General features: G+C 41.3%; 22 protein-coding genes. 11 read left to right on the top strand and 11 right to left on the bottom strand.

Going from position 1 to position 24446, the window contains the following annotated elements; genetic code table 11:
- Positions 1-2 precede the first annotated feature (2 nt).
- From odhB to MN200_RS11900, 5 genes are all read left to right on the top strand, one after another.
- Complete coding sequence (odhB, locus tag MN200_RS11920) at positions 3-1217, top strand: 2-oxoglutarate dehydrogenase complex dihydrolipoyllysine-residue succinyltransferase (protein ID WP_058870084.1); 1215 nt, start codon at positions 3-5, stop codon at positions 1215-1217.
- A gap of 59 nt (positions 1218-1276) precedes the next feature.
- Positions 1277-2710, top strand: a complete 1434-nt coding sequence (gene lpdA / locus MN200_RS11915; RefSeq protein WP_058870083.1) for a dihydrolipoyl dehydrogenase — start codon at positions 1277-1279, stop codon at positions 2708-2710.
- Between the two features lie 172 nt (positions 2711-2882).
- Entirely contained in the window at positions 2883-4049 is a 1167-nt protein-coding gene (gene sucC / locus MN200_RS11910) for an ADP-forming succinate--CoA ligase subunit beta (protein ID WP_058870082.1), read from the top strand.
- An 11-nt stretch (positions 4050-4060) separates the two neighbouring features.
- Complete coding sequence (gene sucD, locus MN200_RS11905; protein ID WP_004982733.1) at positions 4061-4951, top strand: succinate--CoA ligase subunit alpha; 891 nt, start codon at positions 4061-4063, stop codon at positions 4949-4951.
- Between the two features lie 388 nt (positions 4952-5339).
- Positions 5340-5714, top strand: coding sequence for a hypothetical protein (locus tag MN200_RS11900; protein ID WP_227509226.1), 375 nt, complete (start codon positions 5340-5342; stop codon positions 5712-5714).
- 299 nt (positions 5715-6013) lie between these two features.
- On the opposite strand, the gene MN200_RS11895 is transcribed toward MN200_RS11900, so the two are convergent.
- From MN200_RS11895 to trpS, 3 genes are all read right to left on the bottom strand, one after another.
- Positions 6014-7726, bottom strand: coding sequence for a flotillin family protein (locus MN200_RS11895; RefSeq protein ID WP_114392794.1), 1713 nt, complete (start codon positions 7724-7726; stop codon positions 6014-6016).
- Positions 7727-7771: 45 nt separating this feature from the next.
- Complete coding sequence (locus tag MN200_RS11890; protein ID WP_242759448.1) at positions 7772-8416, bottom strand: YqiJ family protein; 645 nt, start codon at positions 8414-8416, stop codon at positions 7772-7774.
- Between the two features lie 460 nt (positions 8417-8876).
- Entirely contained in the window at positions 8877-9890 is a 1014-nt protein-coding gene (trpS, locus tag MN200_RS11885) for a tryptophan--tRNA ligase (protein WP_242759446.1), read from the bottom strand.
- 197 nt (positions 9891-10087) lie between these two features.
- Here trpS and MN200_RS11880 point away from each other — a divergent pair, with 197 nt between their 5' ends.
- Complete coding sequence (locus MN200_RS11880) at positions 10088-11014, top strand: DUF808 domain-containing protein (RefSeq protein WP_004695578.1); 927 nt, start codon at positions 10088-10090, stop codon at positions 11012-11014.
- A 41-nt stretch (positions 11015-11055) separates the two neighbouring features.
- Entirely contained in the window at positions 11056-11961 is a 906-nt protein-coding gene (locus MN200_RS11875) for a neutral zinc metallopeptidase (protein ID WP_004695581.1), read from the top strand.
- Between the two features lie 54 nt (positions 11962-12015).
- On the opposite strand, the gene MN200_RS11870 is transcribed toward MN200_RS11875, so the two are convergent.
- On the bottom strand, positions 12016-12573 hold the full coding sequence (locus MN200_RS11870; RefSeq protein ID WP_078425319.1) for a hypothetical protein: 558 nt from the start codon (positions 12571-12573) through the stop codon (positions 12016-12018).
- 223 nt (positions 12574-12796) lie between these two features.
- Here MN200_RS11870 and MN200_RS11865 point away from each other — a divergent pair, with 223 nt between their 5' ends.
- Both MN200_RS11865 and MN200_RS11860 read left to right on the top strand, forming a co-directional pair.
- Complete coding sequence (locus tag MN200_RS11865) at positions 12797-14296, top strand: cation:proton antiporter (RefSeq protein ID WP_004695584.1); 1500 nt, start codon at positions 12797-12799, stop codon at positions 14294-14296.
- A 114-nt stretch (positions 14297-14410) separates the two neighbouring features.
- Positions 14411-14734 (top strand): MGMT family protein, encoded by a 324-nt coding sequence (locus MN200_RS11860; RefSeq protein ID WP_058870079.1) that lies wholly within the window; start codon positions 14411-14413, stop codon positions 14732-14734.
- Between the two features lie 43 nt (positions 14735-14777).
- Here the strand turns inward: MN200_RS11860 and MN200_RS11855 are convergent, their stop codons facing one another.
- Positions 14778-15218: a universal stress protein gene (locus MN200_RS11855; protein ID WP_058870078.1), complete on the bottom strand. Its 441-nt coding sequence runs from the start codon at positions 15216-15218 to the stop codon at positions 14778-14780.
- 297 nt (positions 15219-15515) lie between these two features.
- On the opposite strand from MN200_RS11855, the gene MN200_RS11850 reads away from it, so the two are divergent.
- Positions 15516-16943, top strand: coding sequence for a P-loop NTPase fold protein (locus MN200_RS11850; RefSeq protein WP_029575085.1), 1428 nt, complete (start codon positions 15516-15518; stop codon positions 16941-16943).
- On the opposite strand, the gene MN200_RS11845 is transcribed toward MN200_RS11850, so the two are convergent.
- From MN200_RS11845 to carA, 4 genes are all read right to left on the bottom strand, one after another.
- The gene (locus tag MN200_RS11845; protein WP_058870066.1) at positions 16915-17532 is read right to left on the bottom strand and encodes a CatB-related O-acetyltransferase; all 618 of its coding nucleotides are present in this window, start codon (positions 17530-17532) and stop codon (positions 16915-16917) included. The two genes, MN200_RS11850 and MN200_RS11845, sit on opposite strands and share 29 nt — an antisense overlap.
- A gap of 214 nt (positions 17533-17746) precedes the next feature.
- Positions 17747-18223, bottom strand: coding sequence for a transcription elongation factor GreA (greA, locus tag MN200_RS11840; RefSeq protein WP_005400425.1), 477 nt, complete (start codon positions 18221-18223; stop codon positions 17747-17749).
- A 93-nt stretch (positions 18224-18316) separates the two neighbouring features.
- Positions 18317-21550, bottom strand: coding sequence for a carbamoyl-phosphate synthase large subunit (gene carB / locus MN200_RS11835; protein WP_058870065.1), 3234 nt, complete (start codon positions 21548-21550; stop codon positions 18317-18319).
- 14 nt (positions 21551-21564) lie between these two features.
- Entirely contained in the window at positions 21565-22707 is a 1143-nt protein-coding gene (gene carA, locus MN200_RS11830; protein ID WP_058870064.1) for a glutamine-hydrolyzing carbamoyl-phosphate synthase small subunit, read from the bottom strand.
- A gap of 307 nt (positions 22708-23014) precedes the next feature.
- On the opposite strand from carA, the gene MN200_RS11825 reads away from it, so the two are divergent.
- Entirely contained in the window at positions 23015-23461 is a 447-nt protein-coding gene (locus tag MN200_RS11825; RefSeq protein WP_010327273.1) for a hypothetical protein, read from the top strand.
- Between the two features lie 86 nt (positions 23462-23547).
- On the opposite strand, the gene MN200_RS11820 is transcribed toward MN200_RS11825, so the two are convergent.
- The gene (locus tag MN200_RS11820) at positions 23548-24087 is read right to left on the bottom strand and encodes a DOMON-like domain-containing protein (RefSeq protein WP_004695605.1); all 540 of its coding nucleotides are present in this window, start codon (positions 24085-24087) and stop codon (positions 23548-23550) included.
- 12 nt (positions 24088-24099) lie between these two features.
- Positions 24100-24423, bottom strand: a complete 324-nt coding sequence (gene yhbY, locus MN200_RS11815; protein ID WP_004695606.1) for a ribosome assembly RNA-binding protein YhbY — start codon at positions 24421-24423, stop codon at positions 24100-24102.
- Positions 24424-24446: the final 23 nt, after the last annotated feature.

Below are 24446 nucleotides of genomic sequence, written 5' to 3'. Positions count from 1 at the left end.
TAATGGCAACCGAAATTAAAGCACCGGTATTCCCTGAGTCAGTTGCGGATGGAACAATCGCAACTTGGCACAAACAACCAGGTGAAGCAGTATCACGTGATGAAGTGATCTGTGATATTGAAACAGATAAAGTTGTTTTAGAAGTTGTTGCTCCTGCTGACGGTACAATTGCATCGATCATTAAAGGTGAGGGTGACACTGTTCTTTCAAATGAAGTGATTGCACAGTTTGAAGAAGGTGCTGTATCTGGCGCTGCGCAAACTGAAGCAGTTCAATCTGAATCGAAAGTAGAGCAAGCGGTTGTTCAAACTGAAGCAGGTGCTGCACCAGTCGTTGAACGTGCTCAAGTTGCTGATCAAGCGCCTGCTGTACGTAAGGCATTGACTGAGTCTGGCATTCCAGCTGCTGATGTTGCGGGTACAGGCCGTGGTGGTCGTATAACGAAAGAAGATGTGGCAAATCATCAAACTAAACCAGCAGCTCCAGCTGCAGCACCATTAAGTGTTGCTGTGGGTGAGCGTGTTGAAAAGCGTGTTCCTATGACACGTCTTCGTAAGCGTGTTGCTGAGCGTCTACTTGCTGCAACGCAAGAAACTGCAATGTTGACAACGTTTAACGAAGTGAACATGAAGCCAATCATGGAAATGCGTGCACAATACAAAGACGCATTTGAGAAGCGTCACGGTGCGCGTCTTGGCTTTATGTCTTTCTTTGTTAAAGCGGCAACTGAAGCACTTAAACGCTACCCAGCAGTTAACGCTTCAATTGACGGTGATGACATTGTTTACCACGGTTACTATGACATCGGTGTAGCAGTATCTTCTGAGCGTGGTCTAGTTGTACCTGTGCTTCGTGATACAGATCGCATGAACTATGCTGAAGTTGAAAATGGTATCCGTGACTTTGCTTACAAAGCACGTGATGGCAAATTGGGTATCGAAGACATGACTGGCGGTACATTCACCATTACTAACGGTGGTACTTTCGGTTCATTGTTGTCGACTCCGATTTTGAATACACCACAAACTGCGATTTTGGGTATGCATAAAATCCAAGAGCGTCCAATGGCTGTAAACGGTCAAGTAGAAATCTTACCGATGATGTATTTAGCGCTTTCTTATGACCACCGTTTAATTGATGGTAAAGAAGCAGTTGGTTTCTTGGTAACAATCAAAGAATTGTTAGAAGAACCAGCTAAATTGATCCTTGACCTTTAATTCTAAAGAATAAAAAATGGGCTTAGAGCGATCCTCTAAGCCCATTTTTGGAGATAAAAATGTCTCAACAATTTGATCTTGTTGTAATTGGCGGTGGCCCAGGTGGCTATGAAGCAGCGATTCGTGCAGCGCAATTAGGTTTTAAAGTTGCTTGTATCGAAAAACGTATTCACAAAGGCAAACCATCTTTAGGTGGTACTTGCTTAAACGTGGGTTGTATTCCTTCTAAAGCTTTACTTGATTCTTCTCACCGCTACGAAGATACAGTGCATCACTTAGCTGATCACGGTATTACAACAGGTGAAGTGAAGTTTGACTTGGCTAAACTTCTTGATCGTAAAGATAAAATCGTAAACCAATTAACTATGGGTATCGACGGCCTTCTTAAAGGGAATGGTATCGAATGGTTAAAAGGTACTGGTAAATTACTTGCTGGTAAAAAAGTTGAGTTTGTTTCTCATGAAGGTGAAACTCAAATTTTAGAGCCAAAATATGTGATTCTTGCATCTGGTTCTGTGCCTGTAAATATTCCTGTAGCTCCTGTTGATCAAGACATTATTGTTGATTCAACTGGTGCTTTAGAATTCCAAGAAGTTCCTAAGCGTTTAGGTGTTATTGGTGCTGGCGTAATTGGTTTAGAACTTGGTTCAGTATGGCGTCGTTTAGGTGCTGAAGTTGTTGTATTTGAAGCAATGGATGCATTCTTACCAATGGCTGATAAAGCATTGGCTAAAGATTACCAAAAATTATTGACTAAACAAGGTTTAGACATTCGCGTAGGCGCTAAAGTTGCAGGTACTGAAGTTAACGGTCGTGAAGTAACCGTTAAGTACACGCAAGGTGGCGAAGAAAAAACTCAAACTTTCGATAAATTAATTGTTTGTGTTGGTCGTCGTGCTTATGCAGAAGGTTTATTGGCTGATGATTCAGGTATTAAACTCACTGAACGTGGTTTAGTTGAAGTGAACGATTGGTGTGCAACTTCTGTTGAAGGTGTATATGCAATTGGTGACTTGGTACGTGGTCCAATGCTTGCACATAAAGCAATGGAAGAAGGCGTAATGGCTGTTGAACGTATTCACGGTCATGCTGCACAAGTCAACTATGACACAATCATTTCTGTAATCTATACACACCCAGAAGCGGCGTGGGTAGGTTTAACAGAAGAGCAAGCGAAAGAAAAAGGCCATGAAGTAAAAACGGGTCAATTTGGTTTCGCTGCAAACGGCCGTGCAATGGCTGCGGGTGAAAATGCTGGTTTCGTGAAGTTTGTTGCTGATGCAAAAACTGACCGTTTACTGGGTATGCACGTGATTGGGCCTGCTGCGTCTGATATCGTACACCAAGGTATGATTGCACTTGAGTTTGTATCTTCGGTTGAAGATCTACAGTTGATGACTTTCGGTCACCCAACATTCTCTGAAGTGGTTCATGAAGCTGCACTTGCAGTGGATGGTCGAGCGATTCACGCAATCCAGCGTAAACGCAAATAAGACAACGAAAAGAGCGACTACGGTCGCTCTTTTTTGTTTCAGGTGTTGTCTTCTCATGAAGAATCATCTAAAAATAAAGACAAGAAGTTTTAAAAATCCAAAATGGTTACTGTGATAGTAAACAGTTTCGGTGCAACAAAAAGTAAATAAGCAGTAATAAAAAGGTTAGTCGATGAATTTACATGAATATCAAGCTAAAGCGCTATTAAAAAAATATGGTATGCCTGTTCAAGAGGGCGTACTTGCCACCACTCCAGACGAAGCAGTAAAAGCCTTTGAACAAATAGGCGGAAAATTTGCTGTCATGAAAGCCCAAGTGCATGCAGGTGGTCGTGGTAAGGCGGGTGGCGTAAAAGTTGTAAAGTCAGCAACGGAAGCTGCTGAATATGCAAAAAGCATCATCGGGACCAACCTTGTTACCTATCAAACCGATAGCCATGGCCAACCTGTAAATAGCGTACTTGTCGCGGAAGATGTTTATCCTGTAGAGCGTGAACTGTATTTAGGTGCAGTGGTTGACCGCTCAAGCCGTCGTGTGACCTTTATGGCTTCAACCGAAGGTGGTGTCGAAATTGAAAAGGTTGCTGAAGAAACCCCTGAAAAAATTATCAAAGTTGAAGTTGATCCCTTGGTCGGCTTATTACCATTTCAAGCACGTGAAGTTGCATTTAAGTTGAACCTTAAAGATGGTCAAGTGAATCAATTTGTGAAAGTGATGTCTGCTGCGTATCAAGCATTCATCGAGAATGACTTTGCTTTATTTGAGATTAACCCACTATCTGTGCGTGAAAATGGTGACATTCTATGTGTCGATGCCAAAGTGGGGATTGACTCAAACGCGCTGTATCGTTTACCTGAAATTGCTGCGCTGCGCGATAAGTCACAGGAAAATGAACGTGAGCTAAAAGCGTCTGAATTTGACCTTAACTACGTCGCGCTTGAAGGCAACATTGGCTGTATGGTTAATGGTGCAGGCCTTGCAATGGCAACCATGGATATTATTAAACTCTATGGCGGTCAACCTGCTAACTTCCTTGATGTGGGCGGTGGTGCAACCAAAGACCGTGTGATTGAAGCGTTTAAAATTATTCTGGCAGATACCTCTGTACAAGGGGTGTTGATTAATATCTTCGGTGGAATTGTACGTTGTGACATGATTGCTGAAGCAATTATTGCAGCGGTTCAAGAAGTAAATGTGACCGTACCTGTGGTTGTTCGTTTAGAAGGGAACAATGCTGAATTGGGTGCCAAATTACTTGATGAATCAGGTTTGAAATTGATTTCTGCAAATGGCTTGTCGGATGCCGCAGAAAAAATTGTTGCTGCAGTAAAAGCGTAAGGAGTATCAATATGAGCGTATTAATTAATAAAGACACCAAAGTATTGGTACAAGGTTTTACAGGTAAAAACGGCACATTCCACTCAGCACAAGCACTAGATTATGGAACTAAAGTCGTTGGCGGGGTAACTCCTGGTAAAGGTGGCACAACCCACCTAGATTTACCTGTATTTAACACCATGAAAGATGCAGTCGCAGGTACAGGCGCAGATGCGACTGTGATTTATGTACCAGCTCCGTTTGTATTAGATTCAATTATTGAAGCAGTGGACTCAGGTGTTGGACTGATTGTGGTCATCACAGAAGGTGTGCCAACTTTAGACATGCTCAAAGCTAAGCGTTATCTTGAAACAAATGGCAATGGTACGCGTCTGATTGGTCCAAACTGTCCGGGTATTATTACCCCAGGTGAATGTAAGATTGGGATTATGCCTGGTCATATTCACCAACCGGGTAAAATTGGTATTATCTCGCGTTCAGGCACGTTGACTTATGAGGCTGTTGCTCAAACGACGAAACTGGGCTTAGGACAGTCGACCTGTATTGGTATTGGTGGTGATCCAATTCCTGGCATGAACCAAATTGATTGTTTGAAACTGTTCCAAGAAGATCCGCAAACTGAAGCGATTATCATGATTGGTGAGATTGGTGGTACGGCTGAAGAAGAAGCAGCGGAATATATTCAATCACATGTGACTAAACCTGTGGTGGGTTATATTGCCGGTGTAACAGCACCGAAAGGCAAGCGTATGGGGCATGCGGGAGCGATTATTTCTGGTGGTAAAGGGACTGCGGAAGAAAAGTTTGCAGCATTTGAAAAGGCTGGGATGGCCTATACGCGTAGCCCAGCTGAACTCGGTTCAACGATGTTCCAACTTTTAAAGGACAAAGGTTTAGTTTAAGCCTTGTTTAAGCCTTTTATATTTTAAAGGAAAAAGCCGTATGTCTTAATTGCACATACGGTTTTTTTGTGGAGAGCATATTGGTTTGCCCTAATACATTTCTCTGTATAAAAATAATATGGGGGTTAGAGTGTTTAATCTCAGCTGAAAACTATATTTAGCCACATTGAAAAAGCAATATTGGACAAAAGACAAAATGGTTAAATTAGAGCAAGATTTGCTCTGTACCTAATAATCTGAGTATCGATAAATATTTGGTGTACACTGTTTATATAGGAGACTATGCTATATTCATAATTAAAATAATTCTTTTGAAGACATAATATTACAGATGTTAAAGCCTATTCATTTATTGTTTTGCCACTGCTTATTCTTGTTCGGGCTAGCGATGAATAGCGCTTATGCTGAAAATGAAGATGTCTACTTGGCGGAGTCTTTGAGTGATGATATTTTCCACTATTATCAGCAGTTAGCTGCACAACATGATGAAGCAGAAAACGATTATACCTTGATCAATAATGATTTTTATAAGAATGAATATATTCGTGTATTTAACTACTCGGCCTACAACTCAGATAATTTGAGCCATAAATTAGGGACAGGGGAGTTTCACAGTTCAGACTTGGATGTACTCAGTATTTCATTCGGGTATGGTATCGAAATTAAAGTCAACAAAAGAAATAAAGTGGGATATGAGTACCTTTCAAATTTTCCTTATGATCGTGGGCAATTGATTCGTTTCTTTTGGGTACGTTTACACTAAATAGCTTAATTCTATTTATTCATTAAAAAGTTTTTTCCGTTACTGTTTAGAATATTTTTACTCAATTGTAGAGTTTAGGATGTTTACATTACTTCTTTGAATTCTCTGATGGCGAGTGAATCGACTTAAGAACGAAGATAACTTAAATTTTTATAATAGATGATAGGCTTACTGTGCTGCGTGAATTTTTAGGTTTATCGTTTAAAAAGCTTAAATGTGTATTTTGTAGAAAGTTGAATATTAAAGCAGATGATAAAAACGCGACAGATCGTCGCGTTTTTTGATTGTAAGTCTAACTACTATTGAGCTTTGCTTTGCGGTTTTAAGCTTTGGGTTAAACCATTGATGTCGCCGCCTTGAATCCCCAGTTCATTCATCAAGCTATCGATTAGTGGTGCTTGAGTACGATAGCGTAGCGCACTATTCACCACTTGATCAGACAAAGCAACTTGTGAAGATTCCGTACCATCACCTCCAGTTGTAGCTGAACCGACATTGCCTAAACCATTAATCTGTAGAATTTTGATGTCATCAATGTTTTCCATCGGTTTAACACTTTCACGAATGATCTCAGGTAAGTATTTTAACAATGCTAGGCGAATTTGCATTTCGACTTGCTCTGGAGATAAGACGTTGTTGGCTTCATTGACAGCACGTGTACCATCTGCGTCGACTTGGTATTGTTTTTCCATTGCTTGAGCCAACAGTATTTTGGCATCTGCTTCACCTTTGGCTTTTAAGCGAGCTTGTTCGGCTTGAGCTTCCGCTGCAATACGAACTGCTTCGGCATCATCGGCAGCAGCTTGTTTGCCTGCTTCAGCTGCAACCGTAATCGCAATCGCATCTTTTTCTGCAGCTTGCTTCGCCGCAACCAATTCAACTGCTTTTTGACGCTCAGCACGTTGGGTTTCACGTACGGTAATCACTTCTTCTTCAGCTTTAACGGCTTCAGCACGGGCACGGTCAGCAGAAGCTTTGGCTTCAGACTCTTCACGCGACTTTTCAGCGATTGCAATGGCACGTGACTGTTCAGCCAACTCGATGGTTTTCTTTTGTTCAACCTGTGCTTGTTCAATAATTTGTGATTTTTGAATATTTTGGCTTTCTACATCACGTGCTGCACCAATACGCTTTAACTCGACTTCACGCTCAGCTGCAATACGTGCTTCTTCTGCTTCACGTTTTTTCTCAGCTTCTTGTGAGGCAATTTCAGCCAATTGTTCTGCACGGCGAATTGCAATTTCACGCTCTTGCTGTAGTTTGGCGTATTCTTCTTCGCGGATGATTTGTAGACGTGCTTGTTCTGCTTCTAAGTTTTTGGTCTTAATGGCAAGGTCAGCGTCTTGCTCGATATGATTACGTTTACGACGACGGTCTTCAATCGTTTCAGTCAGCTTGGTTAAACCTTCGGCATCGAATGCATTTTGAGGGTTAAAGTATTTAAAACCTGTTTGGTCTAAACCTGTTAATGACACAGTTTCAAGCTCTAGACCATTTTTATGTAAGTCTTCGGACACCACTTGTTGTACTTTTTGCACGAAATCCACGCGTTTTTCATGCAACTCTTCCATCGCCATTTCAGCAGCGACTGCACGCAAGGAATCGACAAATTTACCTTCCACAAGGTTCTTCAACTCATTTGGAGACATGGTTTTTTGTCCCAAAGTCTGCGCGGCCACTGCAATTGATTCTGCTAGTGGCTTCACACGGACATAGAACTCCGCCATGACATCGACGCGCATACGGTCACGGGTAATGAGCGCTTGATCATCAGCACGGCGAACCTCTAAACGTAGCGTGTTCATGTTGACAGGGATAATTTCATGTAATACAGGCAGTACAATTGCACCGCCACCTAAAATAACTTTTTCGCCGCCAAAACCTGTACGTACGAAAGAGATTTCTTTGCTGGAACGACGGTACAGACGGGCAATAATAATGCCGATAATAACCAGAGCTGCAAAGATAATCCCTGCAAGAATAAGAATGTTATAGAAATTGTTGCTGAGCATAAGGGTCCCGATTTTATTTAAAGTTATAAGTACAAAATGAAAGAATTAAAGTGAAATGGCTTTAAAGCCAATCTTGGTTTTTTGAGTCAAAATGACTTCTTGACCTTGAGAAAAATGAAGGTCTGTTTCAGGTTCAACCAGTACATAATGCGTTTGTCCGAACCGATCTTGAACTCGTGCTTGAGCCGGTGAGTTAACTTTAGCCTCTCCTAAAATAATCAGTGCTGTTCGTCCAATCAGCTCTTCACTGTAAATTGCTGTGGTTTCATCTTGTGGCAAAATTTTAGCAATCAGCATGGCGCTGTAACGAATCATAGGCATCGAAAGTACGAGGCAAAGAGGTGCCATGATCCATGCACTCCAATAGCTTCCGGTCCAAGTTTGAAGAATGGACTGTAGAATAAAGCCGCTTAAGCTATACAGGGTGAGGAAGATAATCAGCCAAACTAAGAGAGGGACACGGCCGATAAACAACCAATCCAGCAGGGCATTGAGCCAACCTTGATCGGCATCTAGTGCAATGTCGACGTCTTTAGTACTGCCTAGGTCATCAGGTAGGAATTGGTCAAGTAGGCCTTGTGAGCCGCCGCCTAACACCAATAAAATCAATTCGAGTAGTCCCAATAAAAACATGAGGCTGAGGCAAATACTAAAAATTAAATTGGATGGGTGAGTAAATAATTCCCACATTCTAAAGGTTCTCTATTTTTATACTGTTATCAGTTAAGTGTAAATTTTTAAACAGAATTGTATTGAAATTGGGCTTTAGCATAGCATTCAAAAAACAGAATGTCTAAGTTTGTTGGCATGGAAAGAGAGAGTAGTTTAATTGTGATTTAATAAATTTTAGACAAAAAAATACGCAATGATTGGGGTATTCATTGCGTAGAACACGAATCTGTTGTTACACAGTTTCGGTAAAAAGGAGAAATGTTATATCTCAGGGGTTAATCTAAGCTATGAACTTATCATAAGGGCTACGCGTTCTTATTTCATGAGTATTCACGTTAAATACTGTAAATTTAGGTTAACAAACGACAATAAATGTCAGTTTTTGAGATGCATGTGGCTTATTTTTGTCTATTTAGAGATTAAAAAAGCCTTTCTCAGTGAGAAAGGCTTTAAAGAAGCGCGTTAGTTTAGGCTCGGATTAGAAATGAAACACTCCTAAACCTGATTTAACTTCATCTAGAGTCTGTTGAGTGATATCACGACATTTGTCTGTACCAGTCTTCAAAATATCCATGATGTAATCAGGATCTTTCGCAAGTTCCATACGGCGTTCACGAATTGGCGTGATCAGCTCTTTTAATACGCCTTCAAGACGTTTTTTCACCGTACCATCGCCCAAACCGCCACGGCGGTAATGTGCTTTCAGTTCTTCAACTTCTTCTTTGTTTGGATCAAACGCATCTAAATAGGTAAATACGATATTACCTTCAACCTGACCTGGGTCTTCAACACGCAGGTGGTTCGGGTCGGTGTACATCGCATTAACAGCTTTTTTAATGTCTTTATCTGTTGCGTCCAACACAATGGTATTGCCTAAAGATTTCGACATTTTGGCTTTACCATCAAAGCCAGGTAAACGGCTCATATTGGAAAGCAGAGCCTTACATTCAGGCAGTAATTCCTGACCAATCTGACGGTTTAAGCGGCGTACGATTTCATTGGTCTGTTCGATCATTGGAATCTGGTCTTCACCCACAGGCACAACCGTTGCTTTAAATGCGGTGATATCTGCTGCTTGTGCAACTGGGTAGCATAAGAAACCAGCTGGAATATCTCGTTCGAAACCACGCATCTGAATTTCAGACTTGATGGTTGGGTTACGTTCTAAACGAGACACGGTCACAAAGTTGAGATACAACATGGTGAGTTCATTCAGCGCGGGTAAGCTCGACTGCACGCAAATGGTGGTTTTGGTTGGGTCGATCCCGACTGCTAAGTAATCTGTGGCAACTTCAAGAATATTGCGGCGAACTTTTTCAAAGTTATCTGCATTGTCAGTAAAGGCTTGTGAATCGGCCAATAATAAATGCTGATGGTGTGAATCCTGCAAACCCACACGTGAACGTAAAGATCCGACAAAGTGCCCTAAATGAAGTTGTCCCGTTGGACGGTCGCCTGTCAAAATAACAGGACGGTTGTCTTGATTACTCATTATCTATTTCCAAAGTCGTCGTAGCGACATGCTATTTTCAAAGAATGCAGACATTGTACGGCATAATCTTTTTCAATGTCAGTCTTAAAAAAACTGCAGTGAAAAAATTATAAAATCAGTTAAATTTCAAAAAACAAATATTCAAAAGCTTAGATCACAGATTAAAATGTCAGAATTCTCAAGATGGATAAAAATAAATGGCGAGTAGCTTATTAATATTACTAGATGATATTGCCACGATATTAGATGACGTTGCGGTCATGAGTAAAATGGCGGCAAAAAAAACGGCGGGTGTTTTGGGCGATGATTTAGCACTCAATGCTCAACAGGTCAGCGGGGTTCGTACTGACCGTGAGCTGCCTGTGGTTTGGGCTGTGGCAAAAGGCTCTTTTGTTAATAAATTGATTTTAGTCCCTGCGGCGCTGTTGATTAGTGTAGTTGCGCCATGGCTGATCACGCCACTGTTAATGATTGGTGGTTTATTTCTATGCTATGAAGGGGTAGAAAAAGTCCTCCACAGTTTGCATCACAAAAAAGCCAAAACCGAAGAAGAAGCCAGCCAAGAATTAACTGCGATTGAAACCGATATGGCGACTTTTGAAAAAGATAAAGTTAAAGGGGCGATTCGTACCGACTTTATTTTGTCGGCAGAAATTGTGGTGATTTCACTGGGGACTGTGGCTGCTGCAACTTTTTCAACCAAAGTCATGGTGTTGTCTGTAATTGCCATTTTAATGACCGTCGGTGTGTATGGTTTTGTGGCGATGATTGTCAAAATTGATGATTTAGGACTGTATCTAACTCAGCAAGCCTCTTCATTTAAGCAAACTATTGGCCGTGGTTTATTGGCTTTTGCACCAAAACTGATGAAGACCTTAACCATCGTGGGCACTATCGCGATGTTTTTAGTGGGTGGTGGCATTATTTCCCACGGCGTGCCTTTATTGCATCATTTCACTGAAGGTTCAGTGGATTATGCTGAACATATTCCAACTGTGGGAAGCATTGTGGGAGCATTAACCCCAACACTGATTAACTTAGTGATTGGTTTTGTGGCTGGTTTGATTGTATTGGCTATTGTGAGCTTGATTAAAAAAGTTTGGCCGAGTTCAAAAAAGGCATAAACTGGATCGGGCCAGCATAAATTAGAAGAAGGAAGAGTGCTATGCGTTGGAAGGGACGTCGTGTCAGTAGCAATGTCGAGGATCGCCGCGGTGGTGGCGGTGTCAAGGCGGGTGGCATCAGTATTTTAGGGCTGATCGTAGCCTTTGTGGCATGGAAATTTCTAGGAGTCGATCCGCAGCAAGCCTACCAAGCCACTAAACAAGTGACCGCACAAACTGGAGCGGCAGAAACTCAAGGTTTGGATAACCCAACGCCTGATCAGCAGGAAGCGATGGACTTTGTCGGTACTGTACTGGCCGATACTGAAGACACATGGAGTCAAATTTTCCAACAGCAATTGGGACAACAATATGTTCCGCCCAAGTTGGTGATGTTTTCAGGAGTGATCAATTCGGGTTGTGGTACTGCTCAGTCTGCAATGGGGCCGTTTTACTGTCCAGCAGATCAGAAGGTGTATATCGACACCGCTTTCTTTAAAGACATGCGGACTCAAATGGGTATTGGCGGTGAGCAAAACCAAACGGAGTTGGCGCGCCAAGATCAAGCGGGTGACTTTGCTCAGGCTTATGTGGTGGCACATGAGGTTGGACATCATATTCAGACCATTTTAGGGATTTCTGAACAAGTGCAAAAAGCTCGTGCACAGGGCTCAAAAGCGCAAGGCAATGCTTTATCGGTACGCCAAGAGTTACAGGCTGACTGTTTAGCAGGAGTATGGGCGCATCATAACAATCAACGAACTCAGTTCTTAGAGCAAGGCGATGTTGAAGAAGCGATGGATGCTGCACATAAGATTGGTGATGATTACCTACAAAAGCGGGCAACAGGGCAAGTGGTGCCTGATAGCTTTACCCATGGAACCAGTCAGCAGCGTATGACTTGGTTTGGCACGGGCTTTAAGTCGGGTCAAGTTGAAAGTTGTGATACCTTTAACCAAGCCATTTAAGCCATAAAAAAAGAGGCGATTGATCGCCTCTTTTTTTATTTCAAGCAATTCATTCTAGCGGTTTAAGAACTGCTTAAAGTTTCGAGCAATACGGACACTCACATATAACGCAATACAGGCAAATAACAACACCCCAAACACCACATACTTTAAGTTGCTCATATCCGCACGGTAAAACTGTTGAATTTGTTCAGGCGTATAACGCAATGTTTTAACATCTTGTGTGCGTGTATCGAGATAACTGACTTGCTGAATATAGTTAAACTGACCTGCTTTGAGTAGTTCAATTGACTGAATTTGGCGGGTATGTTGTTCGTTGTAGTCATCTACACAAATGTCAGTTAAATAATGATCACAGCTGAGTTTGGCGATATAACCCTGATTGGCCACATGCAAATAAATATGATCATCGGGAGCTTTATTGTTTGAAAGTAGAACCAGTGTTTGATCGGGACGAGAGTTCATTTTAAAACTTTGGGCTGAGGCAAAAGTTTGCTCAGCCTGTAAAATTTCTTTGGTTTTCGCAAAGCAGGTTAGAAACAACGCAAAGGTCGTGAGGAAAATAATCAGTGCGAAGAACATCCGAAAGATGGTTTTAAAAGTGAATTGCATAGGAGATCAAACTTGGCCAAAGGGAAAGTTCACGCATAAAAAACATGCATATGCCCTATGTTAATTCATCATCAGGAGAAATGTTAAAAAAATTATTTTTTTCGGGCGTTGATGTGAAAAATGATTAAAATATTTCGAGCATCAATGTGTATGAAGTGAATTTTTATTCCATAGATAAGCACTGAAAGCCGCCATCTCCCCAACCGCCCAATTTGGAAGTTCAATGGGAAATTATTTTTTTCTACAAGTTTTTACCGTTATTTTTGCATTATCTATTGCAACGACTATTTTTAATAAACGTATTTTAGGTTTTCCTCAAGCCATTGGCGTACCCATCGTTTCCGCCATTTTTGTCTTTATTTTACAGTGGGGCGCGAGCCTGCTGAGTGGTAATCAGTTTATCACCATCAATATTCATAATATTGAAGAAGCGGTTCGTCATATCGACTTTTATGACTTTTTAATCAATGGCGTGATTTGCTTCATTTTGACCTCTTCTGCACTGAAGTTCAAAGTCTCAGATTTACGTAGTTATTGGAAGCCAATCAGTATTTTAGCCAGTATTGCGCTGGTACTGTGCGCCGTGTTCTTTGGGGTGGTGCTCTACGGTTATCAGTTCATCATTGGGCAGCATGTCGATTTATTGGTGCTTTTGCTGCTGGGGGCTGCATTGGGTGCAACGGACCCGATTGGGATCAAAGGCGTGCTCAGTTCGGTACGTGCACCGCATCATTTAATGGTCAAGCTTGAAGGTGAATCACTGTTTAATGATGCCATGTGTATTGCCTTGTTTATGACACTCTTAAACGTCTTACAGGGTGAAAACTTTACCGTCATGGGCGTGTTGCAAACCTTACTCTATGAAATTTTTGTCGCAGTCATTATTGGTTGGGCCTTTGGCTTAGGGATCTTGCGACTGCTGCGTGGTAAGCACGAAATGGAGTCTCTCATTTTGACCACAGCACTCTTGGCCTGCGGTTCGTACTTGGTTGCACTGTTTGCCCATGCTTCAGCACCGATTGCTTGTGTCATCGGTGGTTTGATTGTAGGGAACAAATGGAAAGAAATTTTACAAGAGCGCGAAATACGGGAAGTGAACCATTTTTGGCATACGGTTGAAGGGATTATTAACTCGTTCTTATTCACCTTAATTGGTTTGGAACTGTTTATTTTAGATCTCAGCTTTAGTCTAATTTTTGGAGGCATCGTCGCTTTTATTATTTTGCATGCTTCACGTTTTGCAGCGAACTATTTATCTTTTGCCTTTTTTCCCTCTTTCCGTAAGAAAAGTTATAACGGAAGTTTAGCGATTTTGTCATGGGGTGGAGTGCGTGGAGGGATATCCTTAGCACTGATCTTAGCGGTAGCCAACGTGCCTGAGTTAAGTGAATATAGCAGTATTTTGATTGGTTATACTTTTATCGCCGTGTTGCTTTCAGGCATGGTCTGTGGCCTAGGATTACCTGCTGTGATGAATGCGTTTTATTACAACCCGAATGAAGAAAAGACGGGTTTTAAAGGCTGGTATCAACGTCTGTGTAATAAAATGAACCGTAAAGGTTTCAAGTATATTATTGGTGAAGATGCACAGGGCTATGAAACCATTATTGTCTATCAACCTGAAGCATTGATTGATGTTAAAGCAGATGATGGCATTGCTGCGGTGCATAACCCTGAGCGAGTTCAGGAAGTGAAACGGCTGGAAAGTCCTGATAATTTTTAGTGATTTGCTCAATCAAGAAGCCCCTGTATTGGGGCTTTTTAGAATGGATGAGAGGGCTTATTTGAATCAGATAATGATGTCATTATGGAGTAATTAGAACAGGACACCTTTGAAATGGCAGAATCGATAGTCAAAGAACTGGCACCGATGATTTTTCAGGTGATCGCCCAGATTCCTTATGGGCGGGTAGCCAGTTATGGACAAATTGCACGCTTAGCAGGTATTCCCAAACATGCACGTTTAGTAGGCTATGTGCTAAAACATATGGATGCAGACAGTAGTTTGCCTTGGTATCGGGTAATCAACTCCCAAGGGAAAATTAGCCTAAGTAAACTGAATGATCAGGGACAGAACATTCAAGCACAGTTACTTATGGCGGAAGGTATTTTAGTGATTGGGGACAAAGTGAAAATGAAAGAGTTTCAGTGGGATATTTAAAATAGAAATGCTCTACCTCCGTATAAGTAGAGCACTCGATGTATTACTGGCGAACAACTAAAACAGGAATGTGCGCTTCACCTAAAACACTTTGTGCAACACTACCTAGGAATAAACGTTTTAAACCTGTGCGGCCATGAGAGCCAATGACAATCAGGTCTGCTTTAGATGTTTCTGCTTCTTTGATAATTACACGGTGCACCACCTGACCTTCAAGTAGTTTTGCTTCAACTGGAATGCCCAGATCGCTAAATTTAGCCGCTGCTTCCTCAAGTGTTTTCAAAACTGAAGTACGCGCACGTTCAATTAAGTCATTGGTTTGAGTTGCAGAAATGTATTCGGCAGCAATGTAAGGGTCAAGTGCAAGTACTTGAACGACTGTAATTTTACCGCCAAATGCTTTTGCAAGTTCAGCCGCTTGCGCAACTGCTGCATATGATGTTTCTGAACCGTCTACAGGGACTAAAATGTTTTGGTATGCCATGGTTGTTTCTCCTTATTATCAACTGATTATACGTGCAGATTTCTGTTCTAATGTATCACGGGTTAAATACAGCTTATACCTTGATATTAGCTGTATTTTTTAAAGAATAAAACCTAGTAAATTCATATGGATATTTGTATATGAAATGCTAATTTCTTACTTCTAAATTATCACAAAAGCGTGTGAATAATAATCAATTTAACACTAAAGTTGAATGTAAATGTAGCGTTTAAGAAACATAGGCTTTGACTAAAAAATAGCTTATATTTATGAATGGCTTACAACTTTATAAATACGATGACAGATACGAATCAATTGAATTGGCAACGGACAAATTTAGAGAATATAGAAACAGCTTGGGAAGGTGACCTTTGGGATCGTAAGCGTTTGGGTATTCAACTGACGAATTATGTTGATCGTTTGCAGTGTGGGGCTGTACTCGCTTTAGATGCCCGTTGGGGTGAAGGCAAAACTTGGTTTGTTCGACACTGGCAAAAACATTTAGAAGATGAGAATCATAATGTGATTTATCTAGATGCATTTGCAAATGACTATTTAGATGATCCATTTTTAGTTGTGACTTCAGAAATTACAAATACTTTAAGTAAAGACAAAAAGACCAAAAGTAAGGTTAAAAAACTAATAGATCTATCAGCATCTGTAGGAACAGCATTGTTGCCATCTTTACCGAAAATTGCATTAACGCTTGGACTTCATCTTGTTGGAGCTGGATTTTTAGGTGGAATCTTGCAGCAAGGTTATGAAAATGCGCAGGATGAAATAGATAAATTATCAGATGAGACGAGTGATCGAATTAAAGAAAGTATTCAAGAGAAAATTGCAGGTCATGAAGCTGAAAAGAAAACTTTAGAAGAATTCAAAAAACATCTAGCTCAAACAGTTGAAAAGTTAGACAAACCACTAGTTTTTATTATTGATGAACTTGATCGTTGTCGTCCTGATTTTGCAATTCGTTTGATTGAGCGTATTAAACACTTTTTTGATATTCCTAAAATTGTTTTTGTTTTGGTGATGAATAAGACTCAGCTTATACAGTCTGTACACACTTTATATGGCTATACTATTGAAACGAATGGTGATTACTTCGAAAAGTTTATTGATTTCACGATTAAATTTCCTCAGTTGGATGCTATAAATAATTATGAAATGCTCTTAAAAGAGCAGCTTTTTAGAATAGGTGAAATTGAAAATAAAGAGCATTTTAGTACTTTTTATTTTTGGGTATTGGCATTGCAATTATATAAAAATTACAATTCGCGAGAGCTTATTAGAAAAGTCAATCAATATGCCCTATTAAGAACAAATAATTTAAATAAGGATATGATTGTAATAGCAATAATATTTGATAGGGATTTCCAAGTTACAGTGCAGTATTTTAGAAGAGTTCTAAAGAGATTATTAGAATATATAACTAATCATACTCATCAACGGGATAATGAAAGTTATATAGCAAGAAACTTAATAAATAATTTAAATCAAAAATATAAGTTAACTAGCTTGGGAATTCTGGAATTAGCTGATCAGTTGGAAAATTTTATGAAACACTACACAACTTCTGGACAGATGGATGAGAAGGAAAGAGCTCTTTTAGATTTATATTCAGATTATTCCGTGACGAAATTGCGTAAATCTGATGATCTTGTCACGAGTTGGAAAAATTATATTGAATCTGGTTTTATTTCAGAAACTCAAGCAGAGAGTTAATATCATCTGTCTGTAACTGCTCACGCATTTTTAAAAACTGCTTTTCATCTAAGTCATAGAGCTTCAGTGCAAGCAGTTTTTCTATATCTGCTTCGGGAAAGCGATACTTAATAATCTTGGCAGGTACTCCACCCACAACGGTATAGGGTGGAACATCCTTGGTCACGACAGCGCCCGTTGCCACCACTGCGCCTTCACCTAGCTCCACACCTTGCATAATCATGGCACGAGAGCCAATCCAGCAACCATCGCCAATGATGGTATCACCTGCGGGAACAAAACTACGCGTATCAAAAGGAAAAGCTGAAATCCAGTCGGTACGATGTAGTTGGTTACCACCCATCATAATCACGCATTCTGCGCCAAAACAGACGAAGTTGCCGATATAGAGTTGATCAATTGGTTTGTCTATGGTCGAGGGCTTATCATGCAAATAACGCACGACACAACGTTCAAAACCTTGATCCCAATACGCTGAATAGTAAGAGTAATTCCCTTTAATGTGAATATTCGGATTCTTCACCGTTTTAGAGATGAACTCAAACTCACACCAGTGTTTGACAGGCGAATTAATCAGGGGCTCAGACATAAAAAGACAGCGTTGAAGAGTGTGATAAATTATAACAAATAAAAGTCTTGCTTTAAAAAAGAGAGGGGGAAAAGGATTCCTTAAATCTATCTCATTCTTGGAGTGAAATTTCCCACGTGCTTAAGAAGAGGGCTAGGGAGAGGTATTTAGGAAAATACAAAAACAAAAAACCCCTCAATCGAGGGGTTTCTACAGCCGTAAATATCAAAGAAACTTAGATATATGCAACTTTTACAATTTCGTATTCAACTTCACCCTGAGGGGTTTGAATTTTTGCTTCGTCGCCTTCGCTTTTGCCCAAAAGGCCACGCGCGATAGGAGAGTTCACTGAAATTTTATTGATTTTAAAATCAGCTTCGTCATCACCCACGATCATATAGGTCTTTTGTTCTTCGGTATCTAAGTTTTCGATAGTGACTGTCACCCCAAAAACCACGCGACCATTCTGTTCAAGTTCTTTTACATCGATAACTTGAGCCGCACCCAATTTACCTTCGATGTCTTGAACACGACCTTCACAGAAACCTTGTTGCTCACGCGCAGCATGGTATTCCGCATTTTCTTTTAAATCCCCGTGCTCACGTGCTTCAGCAATTGCCGCAATAATACGTGGACGTTCAATACTTTTTAATTGATGTAATTCTTTCTCTAAGGCTAATTTGCCTTGGGGAGTCATAGGATAACGTTGCATTGTTGTCCCTCAAGTCTGTGAGTGTAAAAAATATAGGTTTATAAATGAAAAAAGCCCGCCACCGAGAGGTGACGGGACTTCTCGGTAAACGAATTAACCTACAGTTTGTAAATCTTGCAAACGGTATACATCCATTGGCAATTGAATTGCAAAAGCTTGGCATACAGCATCAGCACCGTTCAAGGTCGTAGTGTTATACACTTTCGCTTGAAGCGCTGAACGACGAATCGAGAACGAATCTTGTTGAGCTTGTTTGCCTTCAGTTGTATTGATAATGAGGTGAACTTCGCCATTTTTCAAGCGGTCCACGATATTAGGACGGCCTTCAGTGACTTTATTTACACGTTCACACTCAATACCCGCAGCTTTAATGAACTCATAAGTACCGCCAGTCGCAAGTACTTTGAAGCCAAAGCCTACCAGTTGCTTCGCAATACCAACAGCACGAGGCTTGTCTGAATCACGCACAGAGATAAATGCATGCTTCACTTCGCCTTCTGTAGGAAGACCCGGTACGCGTTCATTCGAGCCTAACACAGCTTTGTAGAATGCTTCACCAAATGTTTTACCTACACCCATGACTTCGCCTGTAGATTTCATCTCAGGGCCAAGAATAGGGTCAACACCCGGGAACTTGTTGAACGGGAACACCGCTTCTTTTACAGAGAAGTGAGTCGGGATGATTTCTTTAGTGAATCCTTGAGATTCTAAAGACTGACCCGCCATACAACGCGCAGCCACTTTCGCTAAAGACTCACCGATACATTTAGAAACGAATGGCACAGTACGAGACGCACGTGGGTTCACTTCTAGGATGTAAACGTCTTTGCCTTTCACAGCAAACTGTACATTCATCAAGCCAACAACGCCAAGCTCTTTTGCCATAGCAACGGTTTGACGACGCATTTCGTCTTGAATTTCAACTGATAGCGAGTATGGAGGAATCGAACATGCTGAGTCACCTGAGTGAATCCCTGCTTGTTCAATGTGCTGCATAATACCGCCAATCACAACGTCTTTACCGTCAGATACACAGTCTACGTCAACTTCGATCGCATCATCTAAGAAACGGTCAAGAAGAACTGGCGCTTCATTTGATGCTTGTACCGCATCACGTAAGTAGCGTTTAAGTTCGTCGTCGTTGTATACGATTTCCATCGCACGACCACCGAGTACATAGGAAGGACGCACGACAAGTGGGTAGCCTACTTTAGATGCTTCAGCCATACCTTCTTCAGCAGATTTTACAATGCTGTTATTTGGTTGACGAAGTTGAAGACGTTGAATCATTTGTTGGAAACGTTCACGGTCTTCTGCGCGGTCAATCGCATCTGGTGATGTACCGATAATTGGTGCACCTGCTTCTTCTAAAGCACGAGCCAATTTAAGCGGAGTCTGACCACCGTACTGAACGATAATGCCTTTTGGCTTTTCAGTACGTACGATTTCAAGTACATCTTCCAAAGTGATTGGTTCGAAGTACAAACGATCAGAAGTGTCGTAATCCGTTGAAACTGTTTCAGGGTTACAGTTCACCATGATGGTCTCAAAACCATCTTCACGCATTGCAAGCGCCGCGTGTACACAGCAGTAATCGAACTCGATACCTTGACCAATACGGTTAGGACCACCACCGATCACCATGATCTTATCTTTATCAGATGGGTTTGATTCACATTCATCATCGTAAGTTGAATACATGTATGCAGTGTCAGATTCGAATTCTGCTGCACAAGTATCCACACGTTTGTAAACTGGAGTTACGCCCAAGTTCCAACGGTGCTTACGGAATTGTTTTTGTGAAATACCCATCAAGTTCGCGATGCGAAGGTCAGATAAACCTTTACGTTTGAACGAACGGATGTTGTCTGCGTTTAGATCACCAAAACCTAAAGTTTTGATTTCATTTTCAGTTTTGATGATGTCTTCGATTTGGATCAAGAACCATTTATCGATTTTCGTCGCTTGGAACACGTCTTCTAAAGTGAAACCATGACGGAATGCATCAGCTACATACCAAATACGCTCTGGACCCGGAACTTTAAGTTCAACCAAGATCTTTTCTTTCGCGCCTTCAGTACCTACTGCGATTTTTTCATCAAAACCACACGCACCGACTTCAAGACCACGAAGCGCTTTGTTTACAGACTCTTGGAAGTTACGACCAATGGCCATCACTTCACCGACAGACTTCATCTGTGTGGTCAGTGTTGCGTCTGCTTGTGGGAATTTTTCAAAGTTGAAACGTGGAATTTTTGTTACCACGTAGTCAATTGCAGGTTCGAACGAAGCAGGAGTCGTTCCGCCCGTGATGTCATTTTTTAATTCATCAAGGGTGTAACCGACAGCCAGTTTCGCAGCGATTTTTGCAATCGGGAAACCCGTTGCTTTTGATGCAAGAGCAGATGAACGTGATACACGCGGGTTCATCTCGATGATTACCATACGGCCAGTATCTGGACAGATACCGAACTGAACGTTAGAACCACCTGTTTCCACACCAATTTCACGAAGAACTGCTAAAGATGCATTACGCATCAATTGATATTCTTTGTCTGTCAATGTTTGCGCAGGAGCAACAGTGATTGAGTCACCTGTGTGCACGCCCATTGGGTCAAAGTTTTCAATCGCACAAACGATAATACAGTTGTCGTTTTTGTCACGAACAACTTCCATCTCGTATTCTTTCCAGCCAATTAAAGATTCATCAATCAATAATTGTTTGGTTGGAGAAAGATCGAAACCGCGTTCACAGATTTCAAGGAATTCTTCTTTGTTATAAGCGATACCGCCACCTGAACCACCCATCGTGAATGACGGACGGATAATCACAGGGAAGCCGAAGCGCGCTTGAATCTCTAAAGCTTCTTCCATGTTTTCAGCAATCGCAGCTTTTGGACATTCAAGACCAATTTTACGCATTGCTTCATCAAACAGTTTACGGTCTTCAGCTTTTTCAATCGCTTCTTTGGTTGCACCAATCAATTCAACATTGTATTTTTCTAAAATACCGTTGGCATCCAGTGCAAGCGCACAGTTCAATGCTGTTTGACCACCCATTGTTGGAAGGACAGCATCTGGACGCTCTTTTTCAATGATTTGAGCAACAGTCTGCCAAGTGATTGGCTCGATATATGTTGCGTCTGCCATCGCAGGGTCGGTCATAATGGTAGCTGGGTTAGAGTTCACCAAAATAACACGGTAGCCTTCTTCACGAAGAGCTTTACACGCTTGCGCACCTGAGTAGTCAAACTCACATGCCTGTCCGATGACAATCGGACCTGCACCAATAATTAAGATACTTTTAATGTCTGTACGTTTAGCCATGATCGCTTCCTTAATTACTTCTTAGATGCTTCGATAAGTTCGATGAAATGATCGAACAATGGTGCGCAGTCATGCGGACCAGGGCTTGCTTCAGGGTGACCTTGGAAGCTGAACGCTGGTTTGTCTGTACGATGAATCCCTTGAAGAGTTTGATCGAACAAAGACTTGTGCGTAGCTTTCAAGTTTGCAGGAAGAGTATCTGCATCCACTGCGAAGCCGTGGTTTTGAGAAGTAATCATCACTGTGCCTGTTTCCATGTTTTGAACAGGGTGGTTAGCACCGTGGTGGCCATGCGGCATTTTCACCGTTTTTGCACCTGAGGCAAGTGCAAGAATTTGGTGACCCAAGCAAATACCAAAGACAGGTAGGTTGCGAGCGTCTTCTACAATTGTTTTTACAGCTTCAATTGCGTAGTCACATGCAGCTGGATCGCCAGGGCCGTTCGATAAGAACACGCCATCTGGATTCAATGCAAGTACTTCAGCAGCAGGAGTTTGTGCAGGCACGACAGTGAGTTTACAACCGCGGTCTGCAAGCATACGTAAGATGTTGGTTTTGACACCGTAGTCGTATGCAACAACATGGAATTTAAGTTCAGGTTGTGTGAAGCCTTTGCCTAATACCCAAGAACCTTCTGTCCATTCGAAACCAGTTGGATCACAGCATTCTTTCGCTAGGTCTAAACCATTTAAACCACCGAATGCGCGTGCTTTTTCTAAAGCCTGCTCTTCAGTAATATTTTCACCAGCAAGGATGCAACCATTTTGCGCACCTTTGTCACGCAAAATACGGGTTAATTTACGCGTATCAATATCTGCAATTGCGACAACATTATGTTCTTTTAAGTATTCGCCTAAAGATTGCGTTGATCGGAAGTTGCTATGCAATAAAGGTAGGTCACGAATGATTAATCCGTTGGCCCATACTTTATGAATTCGACCTGACTCAGCGTCTTCATCATTACAACCTGTGTTACCGATATGAGGGTAAGTTAAAGTCACAAGTTGCTGTGCATAACTCGGGTCAGTCAAAATTTCTTGATAGCCAGTCATGGCAGTGTTGAAAACGACTTCACCAGTCGTACTACCCGATGCACCAATAGACGTTCCTTTAAAGATCGTACCATCGGCAAGGGCTAAAATTGCTGGGGTGCTCAAACCAAAGCTCCTGAAATTTAGGCTGTAAAAAAGCGAGTAGACGAAAAAAAAGGAAGGCTATCTAAAAACCTACCCTCCCTATGTCTGCTCGCTTGAACTTAACATGGCACTATACGCAACTTCACTAACAAAGTCCATGCCAATAAGATGGAATTAACAAGATAAAGTGCTTTTATTTTGTAGAAAAGCTGTTTCTAAGTTTTGTAAAGAAAAATGTAACAACAAATAATTGTCTAACAAATCAAAATCTAAATTTTATCAAATCACGCTAAGCTGTCGCTGTGTATATAACAACAGGAATAAGATCATGACTGAACAAGACAAAGTGACCAAACCAAAGCCAGCATTGAAAGAAGTCGTTGCAGAAAGCACTGAAAAGCTTGAGCAAGTGGCGAAAGAAGCAACAGAGCAGGTCACTGAAGCGGTAGTTGAAAGCAAAGAAAAGCTTGAAGCTGAAGCGAAGCAGCTGAATGCCAGTGTGCAAGAGCAACTCCGCCAGTTTAAACAAGATCTTTTACTGCGCTTAGAAACCATTAAAGGGCAGCTATCGAACTCTCAAAAAGACTTAACTGAACTAAAAGAGTTTGTTAAAACTGAGTTTACTGCTGTTTTAGATGACTTGACCAAACTAGGTAAAGAGTTAAAAGGTGATGTCAGCGAAATTTCAGTAAAACATAAAGATCAGTTGACTGAAACGTTTAAACGTTCAAAAGAACACACCTTAGATGCGTGGAATAAAGTTTCAAGCAAATAATCTCGCTGTACGAGGCTCAAGATTAAGTGCATAAAAAAGTGAGGTCATAGCCTCACTTTTTTATTGATCTGGTTTATTTGTCTGGATTAAAACTGATGCAACCAATCACGTTTATTGTGAAAGTCAGCTTGCTGGCCACTATGCTGCATGGCATAGAACTGTTGACCTTGTGATGTATTTAACACAGCGGATAAACCCAGATATAGGTCAGCCCATTTGAGTTTGTGTTGCAGCATAAATTCAGTCAGATCAATGCTGACATTTAAACCATAGTGGGTGCGCTTCAATTGATTAAGTTCAATATCGTAAGCGACCTGTGGCGGCATATCTTCAGGATAGCGATATTCCTCAAACTGATAGGCCTGCCAAGCTTGCGAAGGGGAGAGATTGATCTCGCGATAATAATCTTCGCCTTTTACCCCGATAAAGACTTCAAAACAGGTGTTTTCCCATAAAAAGTCTTGACGAGGATTTGCATTCACGACTTCGGGCCAGTGCATGTACAAATTGGGATCGCGTAACCAAAAGCCGATATTGAGAGCATATGGGCTTTGTTGTTCAATCGCACCAACAAGCGAAATTGCTTGAAAGCGACGATCAAATGCACTGAGTTCGTAACTTGCCATAAAAAACTACAATTATTTTGCTGCGTGAGCGAAACGAACTAAATTAGACAATTTGGCATTTTGTTTCGCCGCTTTTTTGTAAAGCAACGCAATTTTACCAATGGTCTGTACAATCTCTGCACCTGTAGTTGAGGCAATTTCTGCAATGATTGCAGCGCGCTCTTCACGGTCTTCACCCGCGACTTTGACTTTAATCAATTCGTGGTCGTTTAAAGCACGTAAAATTTCTTCAACGACATTTTCAGTCAGACCTGAACCGCCAAGCATTACCACTGGGTTTAAAGCATGACCGATTTGACGCAAACGCTTGCGTTCCTGAATGGATAAAGTCGCCATAAAGATAACCTAATTTTAAAAAC

This window comes from Acinetobacter sp. LUNF3, from assembly GCF_022699605.1.
In the GTDB taxonomy this organism is placed as follows: Bacteria; Pseudomonadota; Gammaproteobacteria; order Pseudomonadales; family Moraxellaceae; genus Acinetobacter; species Acinetobacter johnsonii.
The sequence above is the reverse complement of the archived record's forward strand: the minus strand, read 5'-3'. Positions and strand labels throughout refer to the sequence as shown.

Bases quoted from the DNA above. Each gene is read 5' to 3' on its own strand.
- odhB (WP_058870084.1), top strand. From the start codon at position 3: ATGGCAACCGAAATTAAAGCACCGGTATTCCCTGAGTCAGTTGCGGAT.
- lpdA (WP_058870083.1), top strand. From the start codon at position 1,277: ATGTCTCAACAATTTGATCTTGTTGTAATTGGCGGTGGCCCAGGTGGC.
- sucC (WP_058870082.1), top strand. From the start codon at position 2,883: ATGAATTTACATGAATATCAAGCTAAAGCGCTATTAAAAAAATATGGT.
- sucD (WP_004982733.1), top strand. From the start codon at position 4,061: ATGAGCGTATTAATTAATAAAGACACCAAAGTATTGGTACAAGGTTTT.
- MN200_RS11900 (WP_227509226.1), top strand. From the start codon at position 5,340: ATGAATAGCGCTTATGCTGAAAATGAAGATGTCTACTTGGCGGAGTCT.
- MN200_RS11895 (WP_114392794.1), bottom strand. From the start codon at position 7,726: ATGCTCAGCAACAATTTCTATAACATTCTTATTCTTGCAGGGATTATC.
- MN200_RS11890 (WP_242759448.1), bottom strand. From the start codon at position 8,416: ATGTGGGAATTATTTACTCACCCATCCAATTTAATTTTTAGTATTTGC.
- trpS (WP_242759446.1), bottom strand. From the start codon at position 9,890: ATGAGTAATCAAGACAACCGTCCTGTTATTTTGACAGGCGACCGTCCA.
- MN200_RS11880 (WP_004695578.1), top strand. From the start codon at position 10,088: ATGGCGAGTAGCTTATTAATATTACTAGATGATATTGCCACGATATTA.
- MN200_RS11875 (WP_004695581.1), top strand. From the start codon at position 11,056: ATGCGTTGGAAGGGACGTCGTGTCAGTAGCAATGTCGAGGATCGCCGC.
- MN200_RS11870 (WP_078425319.1), bottom strand. From the start codon at position 12,573: ATGCAATTCACTTTTAAAACCATCTTTCGGATGTTCTTCGCACTGATT.
- MN200_RS11865 (WP_004695584.1), top strand. From the start codon at position 12,797: ATGGGAAATTATTTTTTTCTACAAGTTTTTACCGTTATTTTTGCATTA.
- MN200_RS11860 (WP_058870079.1), top strand. From the start codon at position 14,411: ATGGCAGAATCGATAGTCAAAGAACTGGCACCGATGATTTTTCAGGTG.
- MN200_RS11855 (WP_058870078.1), bottom strand. From the start codon at position 15,218: ATGGCATACCAAAACATTTTAGTCCCTGTAGACGGTTCAGAAACATCA.
- MN200_RS11850 (WP_029575085.1), top strand. From the start codon at position 15,516: ATGACAGATACGAATCAATTGAATTGGCAACGGACAAATTTAGAGAAT.
- MN200_RS11845 (WP_058870066.1), bottom strand. From the start codon at position 17,532: ATGTCTGAGCCCCTGATTAATTCGCCTGTCAAACACTGGTGTGAGTTT.
- greA (WP_005400425.1), bottom strand. From the start codon at position 18,223: ATGCAACGTTATCCTATGACTCCCCAAGGCAAATTAGCCTTAGAGAAA.
- carB (WP_058870065.1), bottom strand. From the start codon at position 21,550: ATGGCTAAACGTACAGACATTAAAAGTATCTTAATTATTGGTGCAGGT.
- MN200_RS11825 (WP_010327273.1), top strand. From the start codon at position 23,015: ATGACTGAACAAGACAAAGTGACCAAACCAAAGCCAGCATTGAAAGAA.
- MN200_RS11820 (WP_004695605.1), bottom strand. From the start codon at position 24,087: ATGGCAAGTTACGAACTCAGTGCATTTGATCGTCGCTTTCAAGCAATT.
- yhbY (WP_004695606.1), bottom strand. From the start codon at position 24,423: ATGGCGACTTTATCCATTCAGGAACGCAAGCGTTTGCGTCAAATCGGT.